Origin of the sequence: Ornithinimicrobium cerasi (genome assembly GCF_003702705.1) — a bacterium.
Classification (GTDB): Bacteria; Actinomycetota; Actinomycetes; order Actinomycetales; family Dermatophilaceae; genus Ornithinicoccus; species Ornithinicoccus cerasi.
Window position 1 is genome coordinate 112,369 of record NZ_QZMN01000004.1, and the last position, 19,476, is coordinate 131,844.

General features: G+C 73.7%; 15 protein-coding genes. 10 read left to right on the forward strand and 5 right to left on the reverse strand.

The features are described 5' to 3' along the window. Nucleotides 1-2 precede the first annotated feature (2 nt). The 4 genes from D4B81_RS05890 to D4B81_RS05905 are packed head-to-tail and all read right to left on the reverse strand — an operon-like array spanning nt 3 to nt 5,338. Nucleotides 3-1,307, reverse strand: a complete 1,305-nt coding sequence (locus D4B81_RS05890) for a CapA family protein (RefSeq protein WP_122261539.1) — start codon at nt 1,305-1,307, stop codon at nt 3-5. Between the two features lie 5 nt (nt 1,308-1,312). After that, entirely contained in the window at nt 1,313-3,280 is a 1,968-nt protein-coding gene (locus tag D4B81_RS05895) for a thioredoxin domain-containing protein (RefSeq protein WP_122261540.1), read from the reverse strand. Between the two features lie 37 nt (nt 3,281-3,317). Continuing rightward, nucleotides 3,318-4,304, reverse strand: a complete 987-nt coding sequence (locus tag D4B81_RS05900) for an aminoglycoside phosphotransferase family protein (RefSeq protein ID WP_122261541.1) — start codon at nt 4,302-4,304, stop codon at nt 3,318-3,320. Further along, nucleotides 4,301-5,338: a ferritin family protein gene (locus tag D4B81_RS05905; RefSeq protein WP_161965006.1), complete on the reverse strand. Its 1,038-nt coding sequence runs from the start codon at nt 5,336-5,338 to the stop codon at nt 4,301-4,303. The genes D4B81_RS05900 and D4B81_RS05905 overlap by 4 nt, the downstream gene beginning before the upstream one ends. A gap of 119 nt (nt 5,339-5,457) precedes the next feature. Here D4B81_RS05905 and D4B81_RS05910 point away from each other — a divergent pair, with 119 nt between their 5' ends. The 9 genes from D4B81_RS05910 to D4B81_RS05950 all read left to right on the forward strand — a co-directional run bounded on the left by D4B81_RS05910 (nt 5,458) and on the right by D4B81_RS05950 (nt 16,103). Continuing rightward, nucleotides 5,458-5,976 (forward strand): ribosome maturation factor RimP, encoded by a 519-nt coding sequence (locus tag D4B81_RS05910; RefSeq protein WP_122261543.1) that lies wholly within the window; start codon nt 5,458-5,460, stop codon nt 5,974-5,976. Beyond that, on the forward strand, nt 5,976-6,998 hold the full coding sequence (gene nusA, locus D4B81_RS05915; protein ID WP_122261544.1) for a transcription termination factor NusA: 1,023 nt from the start codon (nt 5,976-5,978) through the stop codon (nt 6,996-6,998). The genes D4B81_RS05910 and nusA overlap by 1 nt, the downstream gene beginning before the upstream one ends. Nucleotides 6,999-7,044: 46 nt before the next feature. Then, complete coding sequence (locus D4B81_RS05920) at nt 7,045-7,344, forward strand: YlxR family protein (RefSeq protein ID WP_202613594.1); 300 nt, start codon at nt 7,045-7,047, stop codon at nt 7,342-7,344. A 233-nt stretch (nt 7,345-7,577) separates the two neighbouring features. Beyond that, nucleotides 7,578-10,508, forward strand: coding sequence for a translation initiation factor IF-2 (infB, locus tag D4B81_RS05925; protein ID WP_122261545.1), 2,931 nt, complete (start codon nt 7,578-7,580; stop codon nt 10,506-10,508). A 133-nt stretch (nt 10,509-10,641) separates the two neighbouring features. Continuing rightward, on the forward strand, nt 10,642-11,097 hold the full coding sequence (gene rbfA, locus D4B81_RS05930; RefSeq protein WP_122261546.1) for a 30S ribosome-binding factor RbfA: 456 nt from the start codon (nt 10,642-10,644) through the stop codon (nt 11,095-11,097). Next, nucleotides 11,087-12,055, forward strand: coding sequence for a tRNA pseudouridine(55) synthase TruB (truB, locus tag D4B81_RS05935; RefSeq protein ID WP_122261547.1), 969 nt, complete (start codon nt 11,087-11,089; stop codon nt 12,053-12,055). Before rbfA ends, truB begins: the two co-directional genes overlap by 11 nt. Before the next feature lie 10 nt (nt 12,056-12,065). Further along, on the forward strand, nt 12,066-13,028 hold the full coding sequence (locus tag D4B81_RS05940) for a bifunctional riboflavin kinase/FAD synthetase (RefSeq protein ID WP_122261666.1): 963 nt from the start codon (nt 12,066-12,068) through the stop codon (nt 13,026-13,028). Nucleotides 13,029-13,045: 17 nt separating this feature from the next. Continuing rightward, complete coding sequence (rodA, locus tag D4B81_RS05945) at nt 13,046-14,164, forward strand: rod shape-determining protein RodA (protein WP_237565844.1); 1,119 nt, start codon at nt 13,046-13,048, stop codon at nt 14,162-14,164. A gap of 67 nt (nt 14,165-14,231) precedes the next feature. Then, nucleotides 14,232-16,103, forward strand: a complete 1,872-nt coding sequence (locus D4B81_RS05950; RefSeq protein ID WP_337189863.1) for an AMP-dependent synthetase/ligase — start codon at nt 14,232-14,234, stop codon at nt 16,101-16,103. A gap of 55 nt (nt 16,104-16,158) precedes the next feature. Here D4B81_RS05950 and D4B81_RS05955 read toward each other — a convergent pair whose 3' ends face one another. After that, on the reverse strand, nt 16,159-17,373 hold the full coding sequence (locus tag D4B81_RS05955; RefSeq protein ID WP_161965007.1) for an alpha/beta hydrolase: 1,215 nt from the start codon (nt 17,371-17,373) through the stop codon (nt 16,159-16,161). Nucleotides 17,374-17,450: 77 nt separating this feature from the next. On the opposite strand from D4B81_RS05955, the gene D4B81_RS05960 reads away from it, so the two are divergent. Beyond that, nucleotides 17,451-19,415, forward strand: a complete 1,965-nt coding sequence (locus D4B81_RS05960; RefSeq protein WP_097187776.1) for a TIGR03960 family B12-binding radical SAM protein — start codon at nt 17,451-17,453, stop codon at nt 19,413-19,415. The last annotated feature ends 61 nt before the right edge of the window (nt 19,416-19,476 follow it).

A 19,476-nucleotide genomic window follows, 5' to 3' on the forward strand; every position in this document is an offset into this window, starting at 1 on the left:
GCTCAGGGCTGGACCGGCTCGGCCCCGCACCCGCCGAGGCTGTCGACGGTCGTCGTCGTGCGCTCCCACGTCTGCGGGTAGTTCTCCGGGGTCACGAGCTGGATGACGTGGGGGCCCGTCTCCAGGTCCCAGGGCCGGATGTCCACCCTGGTCGGCTGGTAGGTCATCTCGGTGGTGACGACACCGTCCTCGTCCCGGCGGAGGGTGAACTGCGCGACCATCCCCTCCTGCGTCTGCGGCAGCAGCCCGGAGGCGACGTCGGGGGACTGGTTGGACAGGAAGTTGCCCAGGCCGTAGACGACGTGCTTGCCGTTGATGCGCTCGCACGGCTGGATGACGTGGACGTGGGTGCCGAGCACGAGGTCGACCGCGTCGGACCCGAGCAGGTCGGCGGCGAGCTGCGTCTGCTCCGGCGTCGGCGCGGACTGGTACTCGTTGCCCCAGTGCATGCTCACCACGACGAAGTCGGCACCCTCCTCCCGCGCCGTCGCCGCCTGCTCGAGGATGCCGGCGCTGCCGATGGAGGGCCACGAGGCGGCGACCAGCCAGGGGGCCTCGCCCGGGATGCTCGTGGTGGGGGTGCCGGAGTTGGGGTAGGTGTAGGTGTAGGCCAGGTGCGCCACCTGCGCCACGCCGCCGTCGGCAGGGACGTCGTAGACCTGCGCCACGCCGGCGCGGTCCTCGTGCGCGGTCGGACCGGCGTAGCCCATGCCCGCGTCGCGGATCACCTGCTCGGTGTCCTCGAGCCCGCCGAGGCCCAGGTCCATCGTGTGGTTGGAGGCGAAGTCGCAACCGTCCACGCCGGCACCGGCGAGGGCGTCGGCCATCTGGTGCGGGGTGTTGAAGACGAGCACGTCGGGGACCGAGAGGTTGGTGTTGTCCGGCGACAGCGGCGTCTCCATGTGGCACAGCGTCAGGTCGGCGGCACCGAGGAGCGGGGCGACCTCGGCGTACATGGGCGTGTAGTCGTAGTCGCCCTCACCCCCGCCGGCGTTGCGGTTCGCGGTGACGTTGACCCGGCTGTGGGTGAGGATGTCGCCCGTCGCGGCCAGGGTGATCTCGAGGGGACCGTCGTCCCCGTCGTCGGTCCGCGGCTCGTCGGTCTGCGTGGCACCACCTCCACCCTCGTCCTCGGACGGGGCGTCGGTCGAGGCGGCCCCGGGGGAGGTGGTCGCTGCGGCCGGCTGGCGAGGGGTCGTCGCGGTGACCGCCGCGGTGTCGTCACCGCCGCCCAGCACCCCGCACGAGCCGAGCACCAGGGGCGTCAGCAGCACCGCGCCGAGCACACGTGTCCGGCGTCCTCCCATGCCGGTCAGCGTAGCCGCGCTCCCGGCAGGTCCCCGGCATTGGTCGTCGGCAGGTCGCAGACCGTGCCGCGGCACACCATCGCCCCGCGTCGCCCCCCGGGCGCCGGCGTCGCGGGGTCGCCGTCGACGACGAGGACACCCACCGGGGTATGCCGTGCGGCCGCCGCGAGCTCGTCCGTCCCGTCGGTCCCGTCCCCGGCGGGGGAGAGCCGCACGACCACCGGTCCGGCGAGGAGCTCCTCGGCCGCGACCAGGGCCCAGCCGGCGAACCTGGGCGCCTGGCGGGCGAGGGTCGACATCGCCCGCAGGGCGGTGCCGGCGCGGTCCAGGGAGGCGGGGTCCCCGGCCTGGCCGCCGTGGCGCGCCAGCGCCACCACCAGGGCGCTCGGTCCGCCCGGCTCCGCGTTGTCGCCCTCGGCACGCGGTCGGACCACCAGCGTCTCGGCGTCGTGGCCGGTGGCGGCGAACGTGCCGTCCGGCTGACCGAAGAGGTCGATCGCCCGGTCCAGCAGCGACCCCGCCTCCTCGAGCCAGGACGGGTCCCCGGTCGCGCGGTGCAGGGCGAGCAGCCCCTCCACCAGGTCGCCGTGGTCCTCGGCGACCGCGAGGGCGGTGCCCACCCTCCCGTCCCGCGAGCTGCGCCGCAACCGCCCGTCGACGACGTGGGTGTCCAGGACGAACCTCGCGCACCGGGCGGCCACGTCGACCCAGTCCGGCTCGTCCAGGACCCACCCGGCGTGGGCGAGGGCCGCCACGGCCAGCCCGTTCCAGGCGGTGACCACCTTGTCGTCCCGAGCGGGCTGGGGGCGCAGCGTGCGGTGCAGCAGCAGCCGCTCCCGCGCCCCCTCCCACCACGCCGGGTCCTCGGGGTCCGACCGCAGCTGGAGCGTCGAGGTGCCGTGCTCGAAGGTCCCCCCCGGGGTCACCCCGAGCAGCGCCGCCGCACGGGCACCGTCCTCCTCGCCCAGGGCCAGGTCCAGCTCCTCGGGCGTCCACACGTAGGTCCGGCCCTCCACGCCGTCGGTGTCGGCGTCCAGGGAGCTGGCGAAGGCCTGCTGCTCGGTCCACATCTCCTGCAGCAGCCACCCGACGGTCTCGCGCACGACGCGCTCCGCCCAGGGCCGCGCGGAGGGGTCGGCCCGCGCCAGGTCGGTGTAGACCCCGAGCAGGAGGGCGTTGTCGTAGAGCATCTTCTCGAAGTGCGGGACCACCCAGGCGCGGTCCACGGCATACCGGGCGAACCCGCCCCCGAGCTGGTCGTAGGTGCCCGAGCGCGCCATCGCCTCGCACGTCCTGCGCACCATCGACAGGGCCGTCCCGTCACCGGTGCGGGCGGCGTGCCTCAGCAGGAACGCCAGCACCATGGACGGGGGGAACTTCGGTGCGCCGCCGAACCCGCCCCACTGGTGGTCGTGCTCGGCCGCGAGGGCGCGGGCTGCCGCGGCGAGGTCCTCGGCGGCGAGCGCATCGCCGGCCACCGCGGGCGCGGACGCCTGCCGCAGGGCCTCGACGATCTGGGCCCCGCCCTCCCGCAGCCGACCGCGATCCTCCGCCCAGGCGCGCGCCGCGCCCGAGAGCAGCTGGAGGAGCTGGGCCCGGGGCAGGTAGGTGCCCGCCCAGAAGGGTTCCCCCTCGGGCGTCAGCAGGCAGGTCATCGGCCACCCGCCGTGACCCGCGAGGGCGGTGGTCACGGCCATGTACGCCGCGTCGACGTCCGGCCGTTCCTCCCGGTCGACCTTGACCGCGACGAAGTCGGCGTTGACGGCGGCGCCGACCTCCTCGTCCTCGAACGACTCGTGGGCCATGACGTGGCACCAGTGGCAGGCCGCATAGCCCACCGACAGGAGCACGGGCACGTCCCGCCGACGAGCCTGCGCGAAGGCGTCCTCCCCCCACTCCCACCAGTCGACAGGGTTGTCGGCGTGCTGGAGGAGGTAGGGCGAGGTGCTGGCGGCGAGCCGGTTGCGTGCCATGGCGACACCCTCGCACGGGGCCCTCGGCGACGACGGGTCAGCCGCGCTGCATGGCCTTGATCACCGCCACCGCCCGGGTCACCTCGTCCCCGGTGTCCTCGTGGCGCTCCCGCAGGGCCCCGAGGGCGTTGTCGACGAGGCGCAGGACCGACATGGCCCGTGCCCGGTCGCGGTCGAGCCCGGCGGCCCCGCAGACGAGGTCGAGGCGCAGCAGGAGGTGGCTGCCCAGGTCGGGGGCGGCGAGCGCGTCCTCCCACCGGTTCCAGAGGGCGGGGGCGACGGCCCAGTGCGGGTCGGCGCTCTCGACCTTGGGGTCGATGGCCACCCACTCGCCCGGGTCGGTGCGCCAGAGCACGTTGGACTGGTGCAGGTCGGTGTGGACGAGACGCTCGTCGAGCCCGCCGTCCTGGAGCAGGTCCTCGACGAGACTGGCCGCGTGCAGAAGCAGCCGGCGCGGGAACTGGTGCGCCGCAGCCGGATCGGCGGTGGCCACCGCGATCCGGCCGGACAGCCTGCGGAGGTGGTCCGAGAGGGCCGGCGCCCAGGGGGCGCCCGGTCGGTCGAGCCTGCCCAGGAGGGTGCCGAGAGCCTCGCAGGTGCCCGCGACCGGTCCGACGGTGAGGTCACGGGTGGCGTCGAGCCGTTCGAGGAGCAGGGCCCCGTCGGCGGGTTCCGCGGCGAGGAGGCGGACGGCGCCCCGGCCCCGCCACGCGCGCAGCGCGAGGTGCTCGACGTCCGCCTCCGGGTGCGGCCACCCGAGCTTGAGCATCCCCGGGTCGCCGTGGGGGCGCAGGACGGGGACGACCAGCGCCGTGGCCCCCCAGCGCACCGGCTGGTCGGGGTCCTGCCGCAGCCGCCACCGTTCCAGGGAGGTGTCGATGAGTCCTGGCAGGCGGGCCAGCCAGGTCTCCCCGTCCGGTCGGTATGCCGCACGCCCACCCGCGCCGTCCTGACCGTCCGGTCCGTGGTCGGGCACGTACCGGCGGACCGTGCGGACGAAGCCCCCGGGCAGCTCCACCGTCACGACGGCAGGGTCATCCCCGGGAAGGGCTCGGCGGACCCGCCCAGCTCACGGGTCCAGGTGGCCGCGTCGGAGACGATGCGCAGCGCCGCGGTGAGCTGGTCGGCGCTGCCGACGAGCCGCTGGGCGGCACCCAGCCCCGCGGGGGAGATGTCGGAGACCAGGGCGAGCGCGAGGCTGCGCCGCTGGTCCGGGGTCTCGAGCGGCTCCGGCAGGTCGTAGCCGAGCGGGGCCACCGGCGCCGCCGCGCCGGCCAGGGTCGTCAGCTGCCGGGTCAGCGAGCGCACCTCCTCGAGGATCCCCTCGTAGGCGGCCCGCTCCTCGTCCTGCGACCGGGCTGCGAGCACCTCCAGGCCGAAGACGGCCGGGCGGGTGACGGCGAGCACCGGCACCGCCGGCGCACCCTCCGGCCCCGCGAGCGGCGCCCAGTCGACCGGCGCCCCGAGCCAGGCGGCCGCGTCCGCCTGCTGCGCGGCGAGGCTCACGAGCAGCGCGAGGTTGGTCGGGGTGGCGGTCGCCACCTCCCGGACCAGGACCGGCACCTGCGCGCGCAGCGACCGGCCCACGTCCTGGGGCGTGGCTCCCGGGGACGTCGTCGCGGAGGCGTCGTCGGGTGCGGCGGTCGTGGCGGTGCTGCCCCCGACCTCGCCTCCGTCGCCCGTCGCGGAGCGACCGGCCTCGTCGTCGAGCGGACGCTGGCCGACGGGAGGGGACACCAGCTCCGGCAGAGGCAGGCCGCCGAGGGTGATCAGCTGGCCCAGCCGCGCGATCTGCGTCTCCCACAGGCCGACCAGCACCCCGGCGCTGTCGGGGACGCCGGCCTCGGTCAGGGCGAGCAGGTTGAGGTGCACGCGCTGCCGTGCGGCGATGAGGAGCTGGCTGTCGTCCGGCCACGTCTGCGGGTCGTCGGGCACCACGCCGTCGGTCGGGGAGGGGTCCCGCGCCGGGTCCTGGCTCTCGCACCCGGCGAGGAGCACTGCCGCGCCGCCCACGACGAATCCCCGCAGGACGCTGCGGCGGGACGGACGCGGGGGCATGACGAGGGACATCTCAGGCGGTAGGGTAGACGGTTCAGGACCGGAGGACGGCGAGCCCCTCGCCGCACCCCGGTCCACCGCGTGCACACACAGCAGAAGAGAGCAGGAGGCCACGCCACATGGACGCCCGGCAACGCACGGACGAGGTCACGGCCGCCGCCTCCCAGGCTCTCCGGGGCACGGGTGTCGTGGTCGACGACGCGACCGTGCAGCAGGCCGGACGTCGCCGCCTGGTGCGGGTGTTCCTCGCCCGTGACCTCTCGGGCCTGGCGGCCGACGACGTGGCCAGCCCCGTCGATCCGCTGAGCCTCGACGAGATCGCGGAGGCAACCAGGGCCGTCTCGGCCGGGCTGGACGAGGCGGGCGTGATGGGCGAGGCGCCCTACACCCTGGAGGTCAGCTCACCGGGGGTGGACCGGCCGCTGCTGCGCCGCGACCACTTCCGTCGCAACGTCGGCCGCCTGGTCACGGTGACGACGGCCGGGGGGCCTGAGCTGTCCGGCCGCGTGAGCGGCGTCGGCGACGGCGGGGTCCGCCTCCTGCTGGACACGCACGAGGAGACCGAGCTGCCCTGGGCCGACGTGGTCCGGGGCGTCGTGCAGGTCGAGTTCTCCCGGCCCGAGCGAAAGGACCACTGATGGACATCGACATGGCGGCGCTGCGTCTGCTGGAGCGCGAGCGCGAGATCCCCATGGACGTCATCGTCCAGGCGATCGAGCAGGCCCTGCACTCGGCCTACCTGCGCATGGAGGGCCACTACCGGACCTCGCGGGCCGAGCTCGACCGGCAGTCGGGCCACGTCACCGTCTGGGCCCGCGAGGACGCCCCGGTCCTGGAGGACGGCACCCGGGGCGAGCCCGGGCCCGAGTTCGACGACACCCCGGAGGGGTTCGGCCGGGTCGCCGCCGCGACCGCGCGGCAGGTCATCACCCAGCGCATGCGCGAGCTGGAGGACGACGCCGTGCTCGGCGACTTCCGAGCCCGCGAGGGCGACATCGTCTCCGGCGTGATCCAGCAGTCCAACGACCCGCGCTTCGTGCTGGTCGACTTCGGCACGGTCGAGGGTGAGCTGCCGGCAGCGGAGCAGGTGCCGGGGGAGAGCTACGAGCACGGCCAGCGGATCCGCTGCTACGTGGTCAGCGCGAAGCGTGGCCCGCGCGGCCCGCAGATCATGCTCTCGCGGACCCACCCCAACCTGGTCCGCCGGCTCTTCGCCCTGGAGGTCCCCGAGATCGCCGACGGCAGCGTCGAGATCGCCGCGATCGCCCGCGAGGCCGGCCACCGCAGCAAGATCGCGGTGCACGCGACGGTGCCCGGGGTGAACCCCAAGGGCGCCTGCATCGGCCCGATGGGCCAGCGCGTCCGCGCGGTGATGGCCGAGCTGCAGGGCGAGAAGATCGACATCGTCGACTACAGCGACGACCCCGAGATCTTCGTCGCGTCCGCGCTGTCACCGGCCAAGGTGCAGTCGGCACGGATCGTCGACACCCGCGCCCGTCAGGTGCGCGTCGTCGTCCCGGACTACCAGCTGTCCCTGGCGATCGGCAGGGAGGGGCAGAACGCCCGGCTCGCCCACCGTCTCACCGGGTGGAAGATCGACATCCGGGCGGACACCGAGGAGCAGGTCGGGAGCGCGTCCGGGTCGGTCGACGACGCCTGACCGGTGTAGAGTGGAACGCGCTGTTCGGACCAGCTCCGATCCCTCCGTGCCCCAGGGCGTGCCCAGCGCGCCGGTGCGCACCTGCGTGGGGTGTCGTGGACGGGACGAGCAGCCCGCACTGCTGCGGGTCGTCGCGGTCCCGGACCGGCATGACGGGTCCACCGAGAGGTGGCTCGTGGTCCCCGATGCGCGGCGACGCGGCCAGGGCCGGGGCGCCTACGTGCACCCCGATCCCGCGTGCCTGCAGTCCGCGATCGCCCGTCGGGCCTTCGGTCGGGCGCTCCGCCTTCCGGCGGGCGCCGGTGCCGACGTCTCAGCCGTGCAGGAGTGGCTGGACCAGCGGTGAGGTGCGGGGCCCCAGGGCCCCGCGACGCAGCACGTGACATGTCGACAGCGGCAGGGTCGTCCGACCCGGCCGTCCACCGGCAGGTCCCCCGGGACCTGTCATCGAGTATCCGGAAGCGGGTTTGACGCTGATGAGCACCCGATGAGTACTCAGCGATGAGCACCCTCCAGCACTAGTCACGGCTGAGCCCTGCGGGCCCGGTCGTGGCGCAACCACCAAGGAGACACCACACCGTGGCCAAGGTCAGGGTCTACGAGCTCGCCAAGGAGCTCGGGGTCGAGAGCAAGGAACTTCTCGCCCACCTCAAGCAGCAGGGCGAGTTCGTCCGGTCGGCGTCGTCGACCATCGAGCCCCCCGTCGTCCGAAAGATCCGGGAGAACCCCCCCGCAGCGGCCAAGCCGGCCGCCGGCGAGGCGGCCAGCTCCCCCGACACCCCCGCCAGCGGCAGGTCGGGCGCCCCGCGTCCCGGCGCCCCCGGCCCCAAGCCCGGTGCCCGCCCCGCACCGGCCGAGCAGCCCGCCCCGGTGCAGCCCGCCGCGGAGAGGACCCCGCCGCGGCAGACGCCGCAGGAGTCCGTCCCCCAGCCGGCCGCCCGCGAGCAGTCGGCCGCGAGGCCTGCCGGTCCCGCGCCCACCGCCCCCGGCGGGCCGCGCCCCGGTCCGGCGGACACCCTCGCCGAGGAGTCGTCGCGTCCCTCGGCCCCGGGCCCGGCGCCCGTCGAGCCCCCGGCCGCCGACGCCGGTTCCTCGGCCCGCCCCGCGCGTCCGGGTGTCAAGCCGGGACCGCGTCCGGGCAACAACCCGTACGCACCCAGCCAGGGCATGGGTCGTGAGCGTCGTGGCGCCGAGCGTCCCGACCGTGGCACCGGCGAACGTGGCGAGCGTGGTGAGCGTGGAACCGGCTCGCCCCGGCCGGGCAACAACCCGTTCGCGCCCAGCCAGGGCATGCCGCGCCCCGGTGGTACCCGTGGTGGGGCGGCCGCCGGTCCCGGCGGGCCGCGCCCGGCGCCGCGTCCGGGAGGAGCCCGTCCCGGTGGGGCGCGTCCCAACCCCGGCATGATGCCCGAGCGGGCGGCGGTGCCCCGTCCGGGCGACCGCCCGGCCCGTCCCGGTGGCGGTCGTGGTCGTCCCGGTGCTCCCGGTGCCGCCGGGGGCGGTGCTCCCGGCACCGGTGGACCCGGCGGTTTCCGCGGCGGTCCCGGTGGCCGTGGCGGTGGCCCTCGTGGTCGCGGCGGCACGGCCGGTGCGTTCGGACGCGGTGGCGGCAAGGTCCGCGGCCGCAAGTCCAAGCGGGCCAAGCGCGCCGAGTTCGAGCAGATGCAGGCCCCGGCCATCGGCGGCGTCAACGTGCCGCGCGGTGGCGGGCAGACCGTCACGGTCCGCCGCGGTGCCTCGCTGACCGACTTCGCGGACAAGATCAACGTCGACCCCGCCTCGCTGGTGACGGTGCTGTTCCACCTCGGTGAGATGGCCACCGCGACCCAGTCGCTGGACGAGGACACCTTCGCGGTGCTCGGGTCCGAGCTGGGCTACGACATCCGCGTCGTCTCGCCGGAGGAGGAGGAGCGCGAGCTCTTCAGCGCCTTCAACATCGACCTGGACGCCGAGGCCGAGGGCGAGACCGACGACGACCTCGAGGCCCGTCCTCCGGTCGTCACGGTCATGGGCCACGTCGACCACGGCAAGACCCGGCTCCTGGACGCGATCCGGGAGTCCGAGGTCGGGTCGGGCGAGGCCGGCGGCATCACCCAGCACATCGGCGCCTACCAGGTGCGGACCGAGCACGAGGGCGTCGAGCGCGCGATCACCTTCATCGACACCCCGGGCCACGAGGCGTTCACCGCCATGCGTGCCCGCGGTGCCAAGGTGACCGACATCGCGATCCTCGTGGTCGCCGCCGACGACGGCGTCATGCCGCAGACGATCGAGGCGCTCAACCACGCCCAGGCGGCCGACGTGCCGATCGTGGTCGCGGTGAACAAGATCGACGTCGAGGGCGCCAACCCCGCCAAGATCCGCCAGCAGCTCACCGAGTACAACCTGGTGGCCGAGGAGTACGGCGGCGAGACGATGTTCGTCGACGTCTCGGCCAAGCAGGGTCTGAACATCGACGCCCTGCTCGACGCCGTCCTGCTCACCGCGGACGCGGCGCTCGACCTGCGGGCCAACCCGGACAAGGACGCACGAGGCGTCGCGATCGAGGCCAACCTCGACCGGGGCCGCGGAGCGGTCGCGACCGTGCTGGTGCAGCAGGGCACGCTGCGCGTCGGTGACGCCATCGTCGCCGGAGGCAGCCACGGCCGCGTCCGGGCGATGCTCGACGAGCACGGCAAGCCCGTGGCGGAGGCGACCCCGTCCCGCCCGGTGCAGGTGCTGGGTCTGGACACCGTGGCCCGGGCCGGTGACACCTTCCTGGTGGCCCCGGACGACCGCACGGCGCGCCAGATCGCCGAGCGACGCGAGTCGGCCGACCGTCAGGCGGCCCTCGCGAAGTCCCGCAAGCGCATCAGCCTGGAGGACCTCAACCAGGCCCTCGCCCAGGGCAAGGTGGAGACGCTCAACCTCATCCTCAAGGGCGACGTGTCCGGTTCGGTCGAGGCGCTGGAGGACGCGTTGCTCCAGATCGACGTGGGCGACGAGGTCGAGCTGCGGATCATCGACCGCGGCGTCGGTGCCATCACGATGAACAACATCAACCTGGCGGTCGCGTCCGACGCGATCATCCTGGGGTTCAACGTGCGCGCCGAGGGTCAGAACGCCGACTACGCCGACCGCGAGGGCGTGGAGATCCGCTACTACTCGGTGATCTACCAGGCCATCGAGGACATCGAGAACGCCCTCAAGGGGATGCTCAAGCCCGAGTACGAGGAGGTCGAGACCGGGACCGCCGAGATCCGCGAGATCTTCCGCAGCTCCAAGTTCGGCAACGTCGCGGGCTCGCTGGTGCGCAGCGGCGAGATCCGCCGCGGCGCCAGGGCGCGCATCACCCGCCAGGGCGTGGTCATCACCGAGGGTCTGGAGATCGCCGGTCTGCGGCGGTTCAAGGACGACGTCACCGAGGTCCGCGACGGCTTCGAGTGCGGTATCAACCTGGGGTCGTTCAACGACATCCAGATCGATGACCTCATCACCACCTACGAGATGCGCGAGATCCCTCGCGCCTGACCGCGGTCACCGCCGACGAGGCCCGGTCCACCCCCGCGGTGGGCCGGGCCTCGCCCGTTCCCGGCGCGTCCTCGGAACCCCGGCCGCCGCCTAGGATGGGGAGCCGTCCTTTCCCCCCACCCAGGAGGTCGCCATGGCAGACCAGGCACGCGCCCGCAGGATCGCCGAGCGCATCAAGCAGCTGGTGACCCAGGGACTCTCGCAGGTCGTCAAGGACGAGCGCGTCGGCTTCGTGACCATCACCGACGTGCGCGTGACCGGGGACCTGCAGAACGCCAGCGTCTTCTACACCGTCCTCGGCACGGAGGAGGACCGCGCGACCGCCGGCGAGGTTCTCGAGACCTACCGCGGCCGGTTGCGCTCCTTCGTCGGCAAGGGTCTGGGCATCCGGCTCACGCCCACCCTGGACTTCATCCTCGACGCGCTCCCGGAGGACGCCCAGCACATGGATGAGCTGCTGCGCGAGGTCGCCGAGCGGGACGCCGCGCTCGCGGCGGCCCGTCGCGAGGCAGGCTTCGCCGGTGAGCCCGACCCCTACCGCAAGCCCCGCACCGAGGACGACGAGCCGCACCCCGACCGTGACCTCTGAGGCCCCCGACGCCCCGGTCGGCGACGGCCTCCTCGTCGTCGACAAGCCCGCCGGGTGGACCAGCCACGACGTGGTCGGCCGGGTACGCCGCCTCTGCCGCACCCGCCGCGTCGGTCACGCCGGCACCCTCGACCCCCTGGCCACCGGTGTGCTCGTCCTCGGCGTGAACCGGGGCACCAAGCTCCTCACCTTCCTGGTCGGCCACGACAAGGGGTATGCCGCCACCGTGCGCCTCGGTCTCTCGACGCTGACCGACGACGCCGAGGGCGAGGTGACGGGGGGCAGCGACGCCTCGCACCTGAGCGACGCGCAGGTCGCGGCGGCGGTCGCCGCGCTCACCGGCCCGATCGCCCAGGTCCCGAGCGCCGTCAGCGCGATCAAGGTCGACGGCCGGCGCTCCTACGCCCGGGTCCGCGCCGGCGAGGACGTGGAGCTGCCCGCCCGGCCGGTGACGGTGAGCAGGTTCGACGTGCTGGGGGTCCGTCGCCCGGGGGAGCCGGTCCCCGGGCCGGCCGGGACCGAGGTCCCCGACGGGGTGCTCGATCTGGACGTGCAGGTGGAGGTCTCCTCCGGCACCTACGTCCGGGCGCTGGCCCGCGACCTGGGCCTGGCCCTCGGCGTGGGCGGCCACCTCACCGCCCTGCGCCGGACCCGCGTCGGAGGGCTGACGCTGGAGCACGCGGTGACCCTCGAGGCGCTGGACCCCGGGACCGGACCCGGCCCCGCGGCATACCTCGTCGACCTGGCCGACGCCGCGCGCGCCGTCCTGGCGGTCCGCGAGCTGGACGAGCCGGAGGCGCGGGCGCTCGGCTACGGCCAGCGGATCCCCTCCGCGCAGCCCGGCCGGGAGGAGCCGGTCGCCGCCTTCGGGCCCGACGGCAGGCTCGTCGCCGTCCTCGACGAGAGCTCCGCCCGGGCGCGCGCCCACGTGGTCCTCGCGCCGGCGACCGCGAAGTAGAGTGACCGCCGTGCACCGCTGGAGCAGCCTGGACGACGTCCCCGCCGACCTCGGCGCGACCGTCGCCACCCTCGGCAACTTCGACGGGGTGCATCGCGGGCACCGGGCCGTGCTGGACACCGTGACCTCCCTCGCGCGGGAGCGGGGGCTGGCCTCGGTCGCCGTCACCTTCGACCCGCACCCCGTCGCCGTGCTGCACCCGGAGCGCGCGCCCAAGGAGATCGCCGGCCTCGCCCACCGGCTCGACCTGCTCGAGGAGATCGGCCTCGACGGCACGGTCGTCATCGAGTTCACCCGGGAGTACGCCCTGCTCACCCCCGAGGACTTCGTCCGCCAGACCTTCGTCGAGGGGTTACGGGCCCAGGTCGTCGTCATCGGCCACGACTCCCGGTTCGGCCTGGACAACAGCGGGGACGAGCGGACCATGCGGGAGCTGGGGGAGCGTCACGGCTTCGAGGTGGTCGTCCAGGGCACCGTCGGGGAGGTGGACCACGGGTTGCGGACCTGGTCCTCGACCGCGCTGCGCGAGGCGCTGGGCACGGGCGACGTCGAGACCGCCACCCAGATCCTCGACCGTCACCACCGGGTGACGGGCGAGGTCGTCCACGGCCACCACCGCGGGCGCGAGCTCGGTTACCCGACCGCCAACCTCGAGGACGGCAGCGAGGGGCTGGTGCCCGCGGACGGGGTCTACGCCGGGTGGCTGGAACGTCCGGCGCTGCCGCCCGAGCACCCGGACCGCCGGCTCCCCGCCGCCATCTCCGTGGGCACCAACCCCACGTTCGACGACGTGGCCCGCCGCACGGTGGAGGCCTATGTGCTGGACCGCACCGACCTCGACCTCTACGGCGAGACGGTGTGGGTGGAGTTCGTCCACCGGCTACGGGCCAACGAGCGCTTCGACACGGTCGAGGCGCTCATGGTGCAGATGGGGGCCGACGTCGACCGCGCCCGGACCCTGCTCGTCGGCTGACCGCCGGAGGGACGGGTATGCCGTCACGCGGCCTGGGTGAGCGCTACGCCCGCACCGAGTGGGGGCTGTTCGTGGCCGCCCTCGGCCTGTCGCTGGTGGGGGCGCTGCTCGTCTGGTCGGCCACCCGGGGCGAGGTCGGTGCGGCGCTCGCGGTCCGGCACCTCGTCAACACCGCGGTCGGCCTCACCCTGGCGCTAGTCCTCGTCGCGGTGGACGTCCGGTGGTTGCGGGCAGCGGCACCGTGGATCTACCTCGCCGGGCTGGCCGGGCTCGTGCTGGTGCTCTCACCGGTGGGACAGACCGTCAACGGGTCGAGGTCGTGGCTCTTCCTGCCCGGCGGGTTCTCCCTCCAGCCCGCCGAGCTCGCGAAGATCGGGCTGGTCATCGGGCTGGCGATGATCCTGGCCGAGGGGCGCGACCCCTTCCGCCCGCCGCTGTGGCGGGACGTGCTCACCGCGTGGCTGCTCGCGGGCGTGCCCGTGGGCCTGATCCTGCTGCAGCCCGACCTGGGCAGCGCGCTCGTGCTCGGGATGCTCACGGTCGCGGTCGTCGCGGCGTCCGGCGCCTCGATGCGGTGGACCCTCGCCGCCCTGGGCGGCACCGCCGCCGCGGTCGCCACGGCCCTCGTCGTGCCGCTGCTCGACCCCTACCAGGTGGACCGGCTGCTCGCCTTCCGCGACCCGTCGCTGGACCCGCAGGGGATCGGCTACCAGACGCGTCAGGTGCGTCTGGCGGTGGGCTCCGGCGGCTGGACGGGCACCGGCCTGGGGCAGGGGCCGCAGACCCAGGGCGGCTTCGTGCCGTTCCAGCACACCGACTTCATCTTCTCCGTCGCGGGGGAGGAGCTGGGCTACGTCGGTGCGCTCGGGCTGCTCCTGCTGCTCGGGTTCCTCGTGGTCCGCGCGCTGGTGGTGGCGCTGCTCTGCGAGGACCCCTTCGGCCGCCTCGTCGCCGTGGGCGTGGGCGCCTGGCTCGCGTTCCAGATCTTCGAGAACGTCGGGATGAACCTGGGCCTGATGCCGGTGACCGGGCTGCCGCTGCCGTTCCTGTCCTACGGGGGGTCCTCGATGCTGGCCTGCTGGCTCGCGGTGGGGCTCGTCGCCTGCGCCGAGCGGGGCCCTGCCTCGCGCCGGTGACACGCCCCGCCGGGGACCCCCCGGTGGTTGGCGAGCAGAGGCAGACCTGCGAGGATGCGCAGACCCCGTGGCTGCGACGAAGGAGTTCATGATGGCCCGTTCCGTGACCGACGAGGTCGTCGACCAGAGCGCGATCGACAACCGCGCCCCCAGCGTGGGACACATGTTCCGCGAGCGGGTGCGGACCCTGCCGGACGGTGAGGCCTTCCGTCACAAGGAGGGCGACGCCTGGGCCTCCCTGACCTGGTCGCAGACCCGTGACCGCGCCTACGCCCTCGCGGCCGGGCTCATCGAGCTGGGGGTGCAGCAGGAGGAGCGGGTCGCGCTGTGCTGCTCCACCCGCCTGGAGTGGGTGCTGGCCGACCTCGCCGTGATGTGCGCCGGGGCCGCCACGACCACGATCTACCCGACCACGCTGGCCGAGGAGGTCGCCTACATCGTGGCCGACTCGGGCAGCCGGGTCGTCATCGCCGAGGACGCCGACCAGCTGGCCAAGCTTCAGGCGCACCGCTCCCAGCTGGGGGACGTCACGCGGGTGGTGCTGGTCGACGGCGACAGCGACGACGACTGGGTGATGACCTTCGCCGAGCTTGAGGCCAGCGGCCGGGAGCGGCTGCAGGCCGAGGCCGGGCTGGTGGACGAGCGCATCGACGCCACGACCCCGGAGCACCTGGCCACCATCATCTACACCTCCGGGACGACGGGCCGCCCCAAGGGCGTCCGGCTGCCGCACTCGGCGTGGACCTACGAGGGTGCCGCGGTCGACTCGATCAAGATCCTCAGCAAGGACGACCTGCAGTTCCTCTGGCTGCCGCTGGCCCACGTCTTCGGCAAGGTGCTCCTCACCCTGCCGCTGCAGATCGGGTTCCCGACGGCGGTCGACGGGCGCGTCGACAAGATCGTGGAGCACGTCGGGGAGGTCAGGCCGACCTTCATGGGGGCGGCTCCGCGCATCTTCGAGAAGGCCTACGGCAAGATCACCACGATGATGGACGCCGAGGGCGGGGTGAAGGCCAAGCTGTTCACCTGGGCGACGGGCGTCGGCAAGGAGGTCGCCGAGATCCGACGGGGAGGATCTGAGCCGGCAGGCATGCTCGCGGTGAAGTACCGCCTCGCCGACAAGCTCGTCCTCTCCAAGATCCGGGACCGCTTCGGAGGGCGGGTGCGGTTCTTCATCTCCGGATCGGCCGCCCTCAACCAGGACGTCGCCGCCTGGTTCGAGGCGATGGGGTTGCTCATCATCGAGGGGTACGGGCTCACCGAGACCAGCGCCGCCTCGTTCGTGAACCGGCCCAGCGTCGGTGGCTACAAGTTCGGCTCCGTGGGGTGGCCGCTGCCCGGCACCGAGGTACGGATCGCGGAGGACGGCGAGATCCTGCTACGCGGCCCGGGGGTGACCGCGGGTTACCACCAGCTGCCCGACGTCACCGCGGAGTCGCTCGGCGAGGACGGGTGGTTCGCGACCGGCGACATCGGCGAGGTGGACGAGAACGGCTTCCTCACGATCACCGACCGCAAGAAGGACCTGTTCAAGACCTCGGGCGGCAAGTACGTCGCCCCCTCGAAGATCGAGTCGATGTTCAAGGGCGTCTGCCCCTACGCCAGCCAGCTGGTGATCGAGGGGGAGGGCCGCCACTTCGTCTCGGCCCTGATCACCCTGGACCCCGACGCCATCGCGACGTGGGCCGGCCAGAACGGGATGGCCGGCGACTCCTACTCCCAGATCGTCACCTCGGCCAGGACCCGGGAGATGGTGCAGGGGTATGTCGACGAGCTCAACGCGCAGCTGTCCCGGCACGAGCAGGTCAAGCAGTTCCTCATCCTCGACCACGACCTGTCCGTGGAGGAGGGGGACCTCACCCCCAGCATGAAGCTGAAGCGCAAGCGGGTCACCGAGAAGTACAAGGACCAGCTGGACGCCTTCTACACCGGCAGCTGAGGGTCTGGACCGGCGGGGGCCTGCCGCGCGGGCTGCCCGGCTCCCTGGAGCGTCCTCAGCCGTCGAGCCGCGCGGCCAACCAGACGGACAGGCGGGCGTCGTAGCCGTCGGGGTCGGCGTTCCAGGCACGGGTGTGGTCGGCGTCGCTGTCCACCTCGATGGTCACGACGTCCGGCCTGGCCTCGGCCAGCGCCACCGAGCGGGCGTTGGGCACGAAGGTGTCTCCCCGCGGGTGCTCGATGTGGATGGGCACGGCGGGCAGGTCCTGCGCCCGCGCGACCCAGTCGTAGTCATCCAGGTCGAGGCCGGCGCGGAGCGCGATGATCCAGACCGCCACGTCCGTCATCGGCCCCGGCAGCCCCGCGGAGCGACCCTGGGCGGCGAAGGTGTGCCGCCAGTCCAGCAGCGGCGAGTCCAGCCACAGGGCGGACACGACGTCGGCCTCCTGCGAACGGTCCATCATCTGGAGCGAGATCGCCGCCCCGATCGACCAGCCCAGCACGACGACCTGCTCGGCCCCCTGCTCCCGCGCGTAGACGAGGGCGGCCTCCGCGTCGCGCCACTCGCTCTCGCCGAGCCGGTGGCGTCCGCTGGGGTCCGCCGGCGCGCCCGCGTCGTTGCGGTAGGTCGGCACGAGGATCGTGACCCCCGCCTCGTGGAGCGCGGGCAGGTAGCGCAGGGCCTCCTCGCGGGTCGCGCCCCAGCCGTGCACCCACAGCACCCAGGTGGTCGCCGCCTCGCCCTCACCCTCCACGACCCAGGCGGGCAGCCCACCCAGCTCGCCGGGGACCGAGACCTCGGAGAACGGGACGTCGACCGCCGACGGGTCCGGCCAGAACACGTCCTGGTCGATCAGCGCCCGCACCGGCTCCTCGGGAAGGTTGCCCTCCGTCGCCTCCCACGCGCGGACGACCTCCTCGCCGTCGTCCTCCAGGACCTCCCCGACGACCCCGACGACCGCGGCGTCCTCCACGGAGGTGGCGCCCACCGGCGTCCTGATCCCGTGCTCACCCAGGTAGTCGGCATACCCCTCCCTCGACAGGGCCGCCCGGCCCTCGCCGGCGTCCCGGATGCCGAGCTCCGCCTGACCCGTGGCGCGGACGGTGAGCGCCCGGTCCGAGAAGTACCACCCCACACCCAGGACGCCCAGCACCGTGAGGAGCACCAGACCCGCGACCCCGCCGACGAGCCACCGGCGCAGGCGACGGCGTCGTCGGGGCGAGGTGGAGCGTGGAGGAGGCCGATCACGAGGGACGGCGGGGGTGCCCACGACGCCATGGTGCCGCAGATGCGCCCCGCCGTCGCGCGGATTCGCCGTGCGCCGTCCCGCTGCCTACCCTGTGAGCCATGCCCGCCATCCCGAGCCTCGCCCCCCACCGGCCCGGTGAGTCGCTGCTGCCGGCGCTCGAGCCGCTGCTGGAGCAGGTGGCCAAACCGGTGCAGTACATCGGCGGTGAGCTGAACTCGCAGGTCAAGGACTGGGACTGCGGGGGGGCGCACACCGCCCGCTGGGCCCTGATGTACCCGGACGCCTACGAGGTCGGCCTGCCCAACCAGGGCGTCATGATCCTCTACGAGGTCCTGAACGAGCAGGCCGACGTCCTCGCCGAGCGCACCTACTCGGTCTGGCCCGACCTCGAGCGTCTGATGCGGGACGGGGGCGTCCCGCAGTTCACGGTCGACGGGCACCGGGCCGTGGGCGACTTCGACGTGCTGGGCGTGAGCTTCTCGACCGAGCTCGGCTACACCAACCTGCTGACCGCGCTGGACCTGGCGGGGATCCCGCTGCACGCCCGGGACCGTGGTGAGGACCACCCGGTCGTGCTGGCGGGCGGGCACGCCAGCTTCAACCCCGAGCCCGTCGCGGACTTCCTGGACGCCGCCATCGTCGGTGACGGCGAGGAGGCGGTGCTGCACACGTCCCGGGTCATCAACGCCTGGAAGGCCGCCGGCCGGCCCGACGGGCGCGAGGGCCTGCTCCTCGAGCTCGCCCGCAGCGGGGGCGTCTACGTCCCGGCGTTCTACGACGTCTCCTACCTGCCTGACGGCCGCATCCAGCGGGTGGCGCCCAACCGGCCGGGGGTGCCGTGGCGGGTCGCCAAGCACACGGTGATGGACCTGGACGCCTGGCCCTACCCCAAGCAGCCGCTGGTCCCGGTGACCGAGTCGGTGCACGAGCGGATGAGCGTGGAGATCTTCCGTGGCTGCACGCGCGGGTGCCGCTTCTGCCAGGCCGGCATGATCACCCGGCCGGTGCGCGAGCGCTCGCTCACCGGGATCGGTGAGATGGTCGACCGAGGCCTGGCGGCGACCGGTCTGGACGAGGTCGGGCTGCTCTCGCTCTCCTCGGCGGACCACTCGGAGATCGCCGAGGTCACCAAGGGTCTGGCCGACCGGTACGAGGGGACGCAGACCGGTCTGTCGCTGCCCTCGACGCGGGTCGACGCGTTCAACATCGAGCTGGCCAACGAGCTCACCCGCAACGGGCGGCGGTCGGGCCTGACGTTCGCCCCCGAGGGCGGCAGCGAGAGGCTGCGCAAGGTCATCAACAAGATGGTGACGGAGGAGGACCTCATCCGGACCGTCACCGCCGCCTACGCCGCCGGCTGGCGGCAGGTCAAGCTGTACTTCATGTGCGGGCTGCCGACCGAGACCGACGAGGACGTCCTGGCGATCGCGGACCTGGCCAAGAAGGTCATCGACGCCGGCCGGGAGGTGTCCGGTCGCCGCGACATCCGCTGCACGGTCTCGATCGGGGGGTTCGTGCCCAAGCCGCACACGCCCTTCCAGTGGGCGGCACAGCTCGGCTGGGAGGAGACCGACGCCCGGCTCGCCAGGCTGCGCGCGGCGGTCCGCTCGGACCGCCGGTACGGGTCGGCGATCGGGTTCCGCTACCACGACGGTCAGCCGGGCGTGGTCGAGGGTCTGCTCTCCCGCGGGGACCGCCGTCTCGGACCCGTGATCGAGCAGGTGTGGCGCGCCGGTGCCCGCTTCGACGGCTGGAGCGAGCACTTCTCCTTCGAGCGGTGGATGGCCGCGGCGGAGTCCGCGCTCGCGGACCAGCCCGTCGACGTCGGGTGGTACACCACCCGGGAGCGCGGGGAGCACGAGGTGCTGCCCTGGGACCACATCGACTCCGGGCTGGACAAGGAGTGGCTGTGGGAGGACTGGCTGGACGCCCTGGACGAGCGCGAGGTCGAGGACTGCCGCTGGACACCGTGCTTCGACTGCGGCGTCTGTCCGCAGCTGGGCACCGAGATCCAGATCGGCCCGACCGGCAAGCAGCTGCTCCCGCTGTCCGTCGTGCGCTGAGGAGGGTCCGCGCCGGCTGCGGACCCTCCTCAGCAGGGCTGCGTCGGTCCCTCCTCCGGGG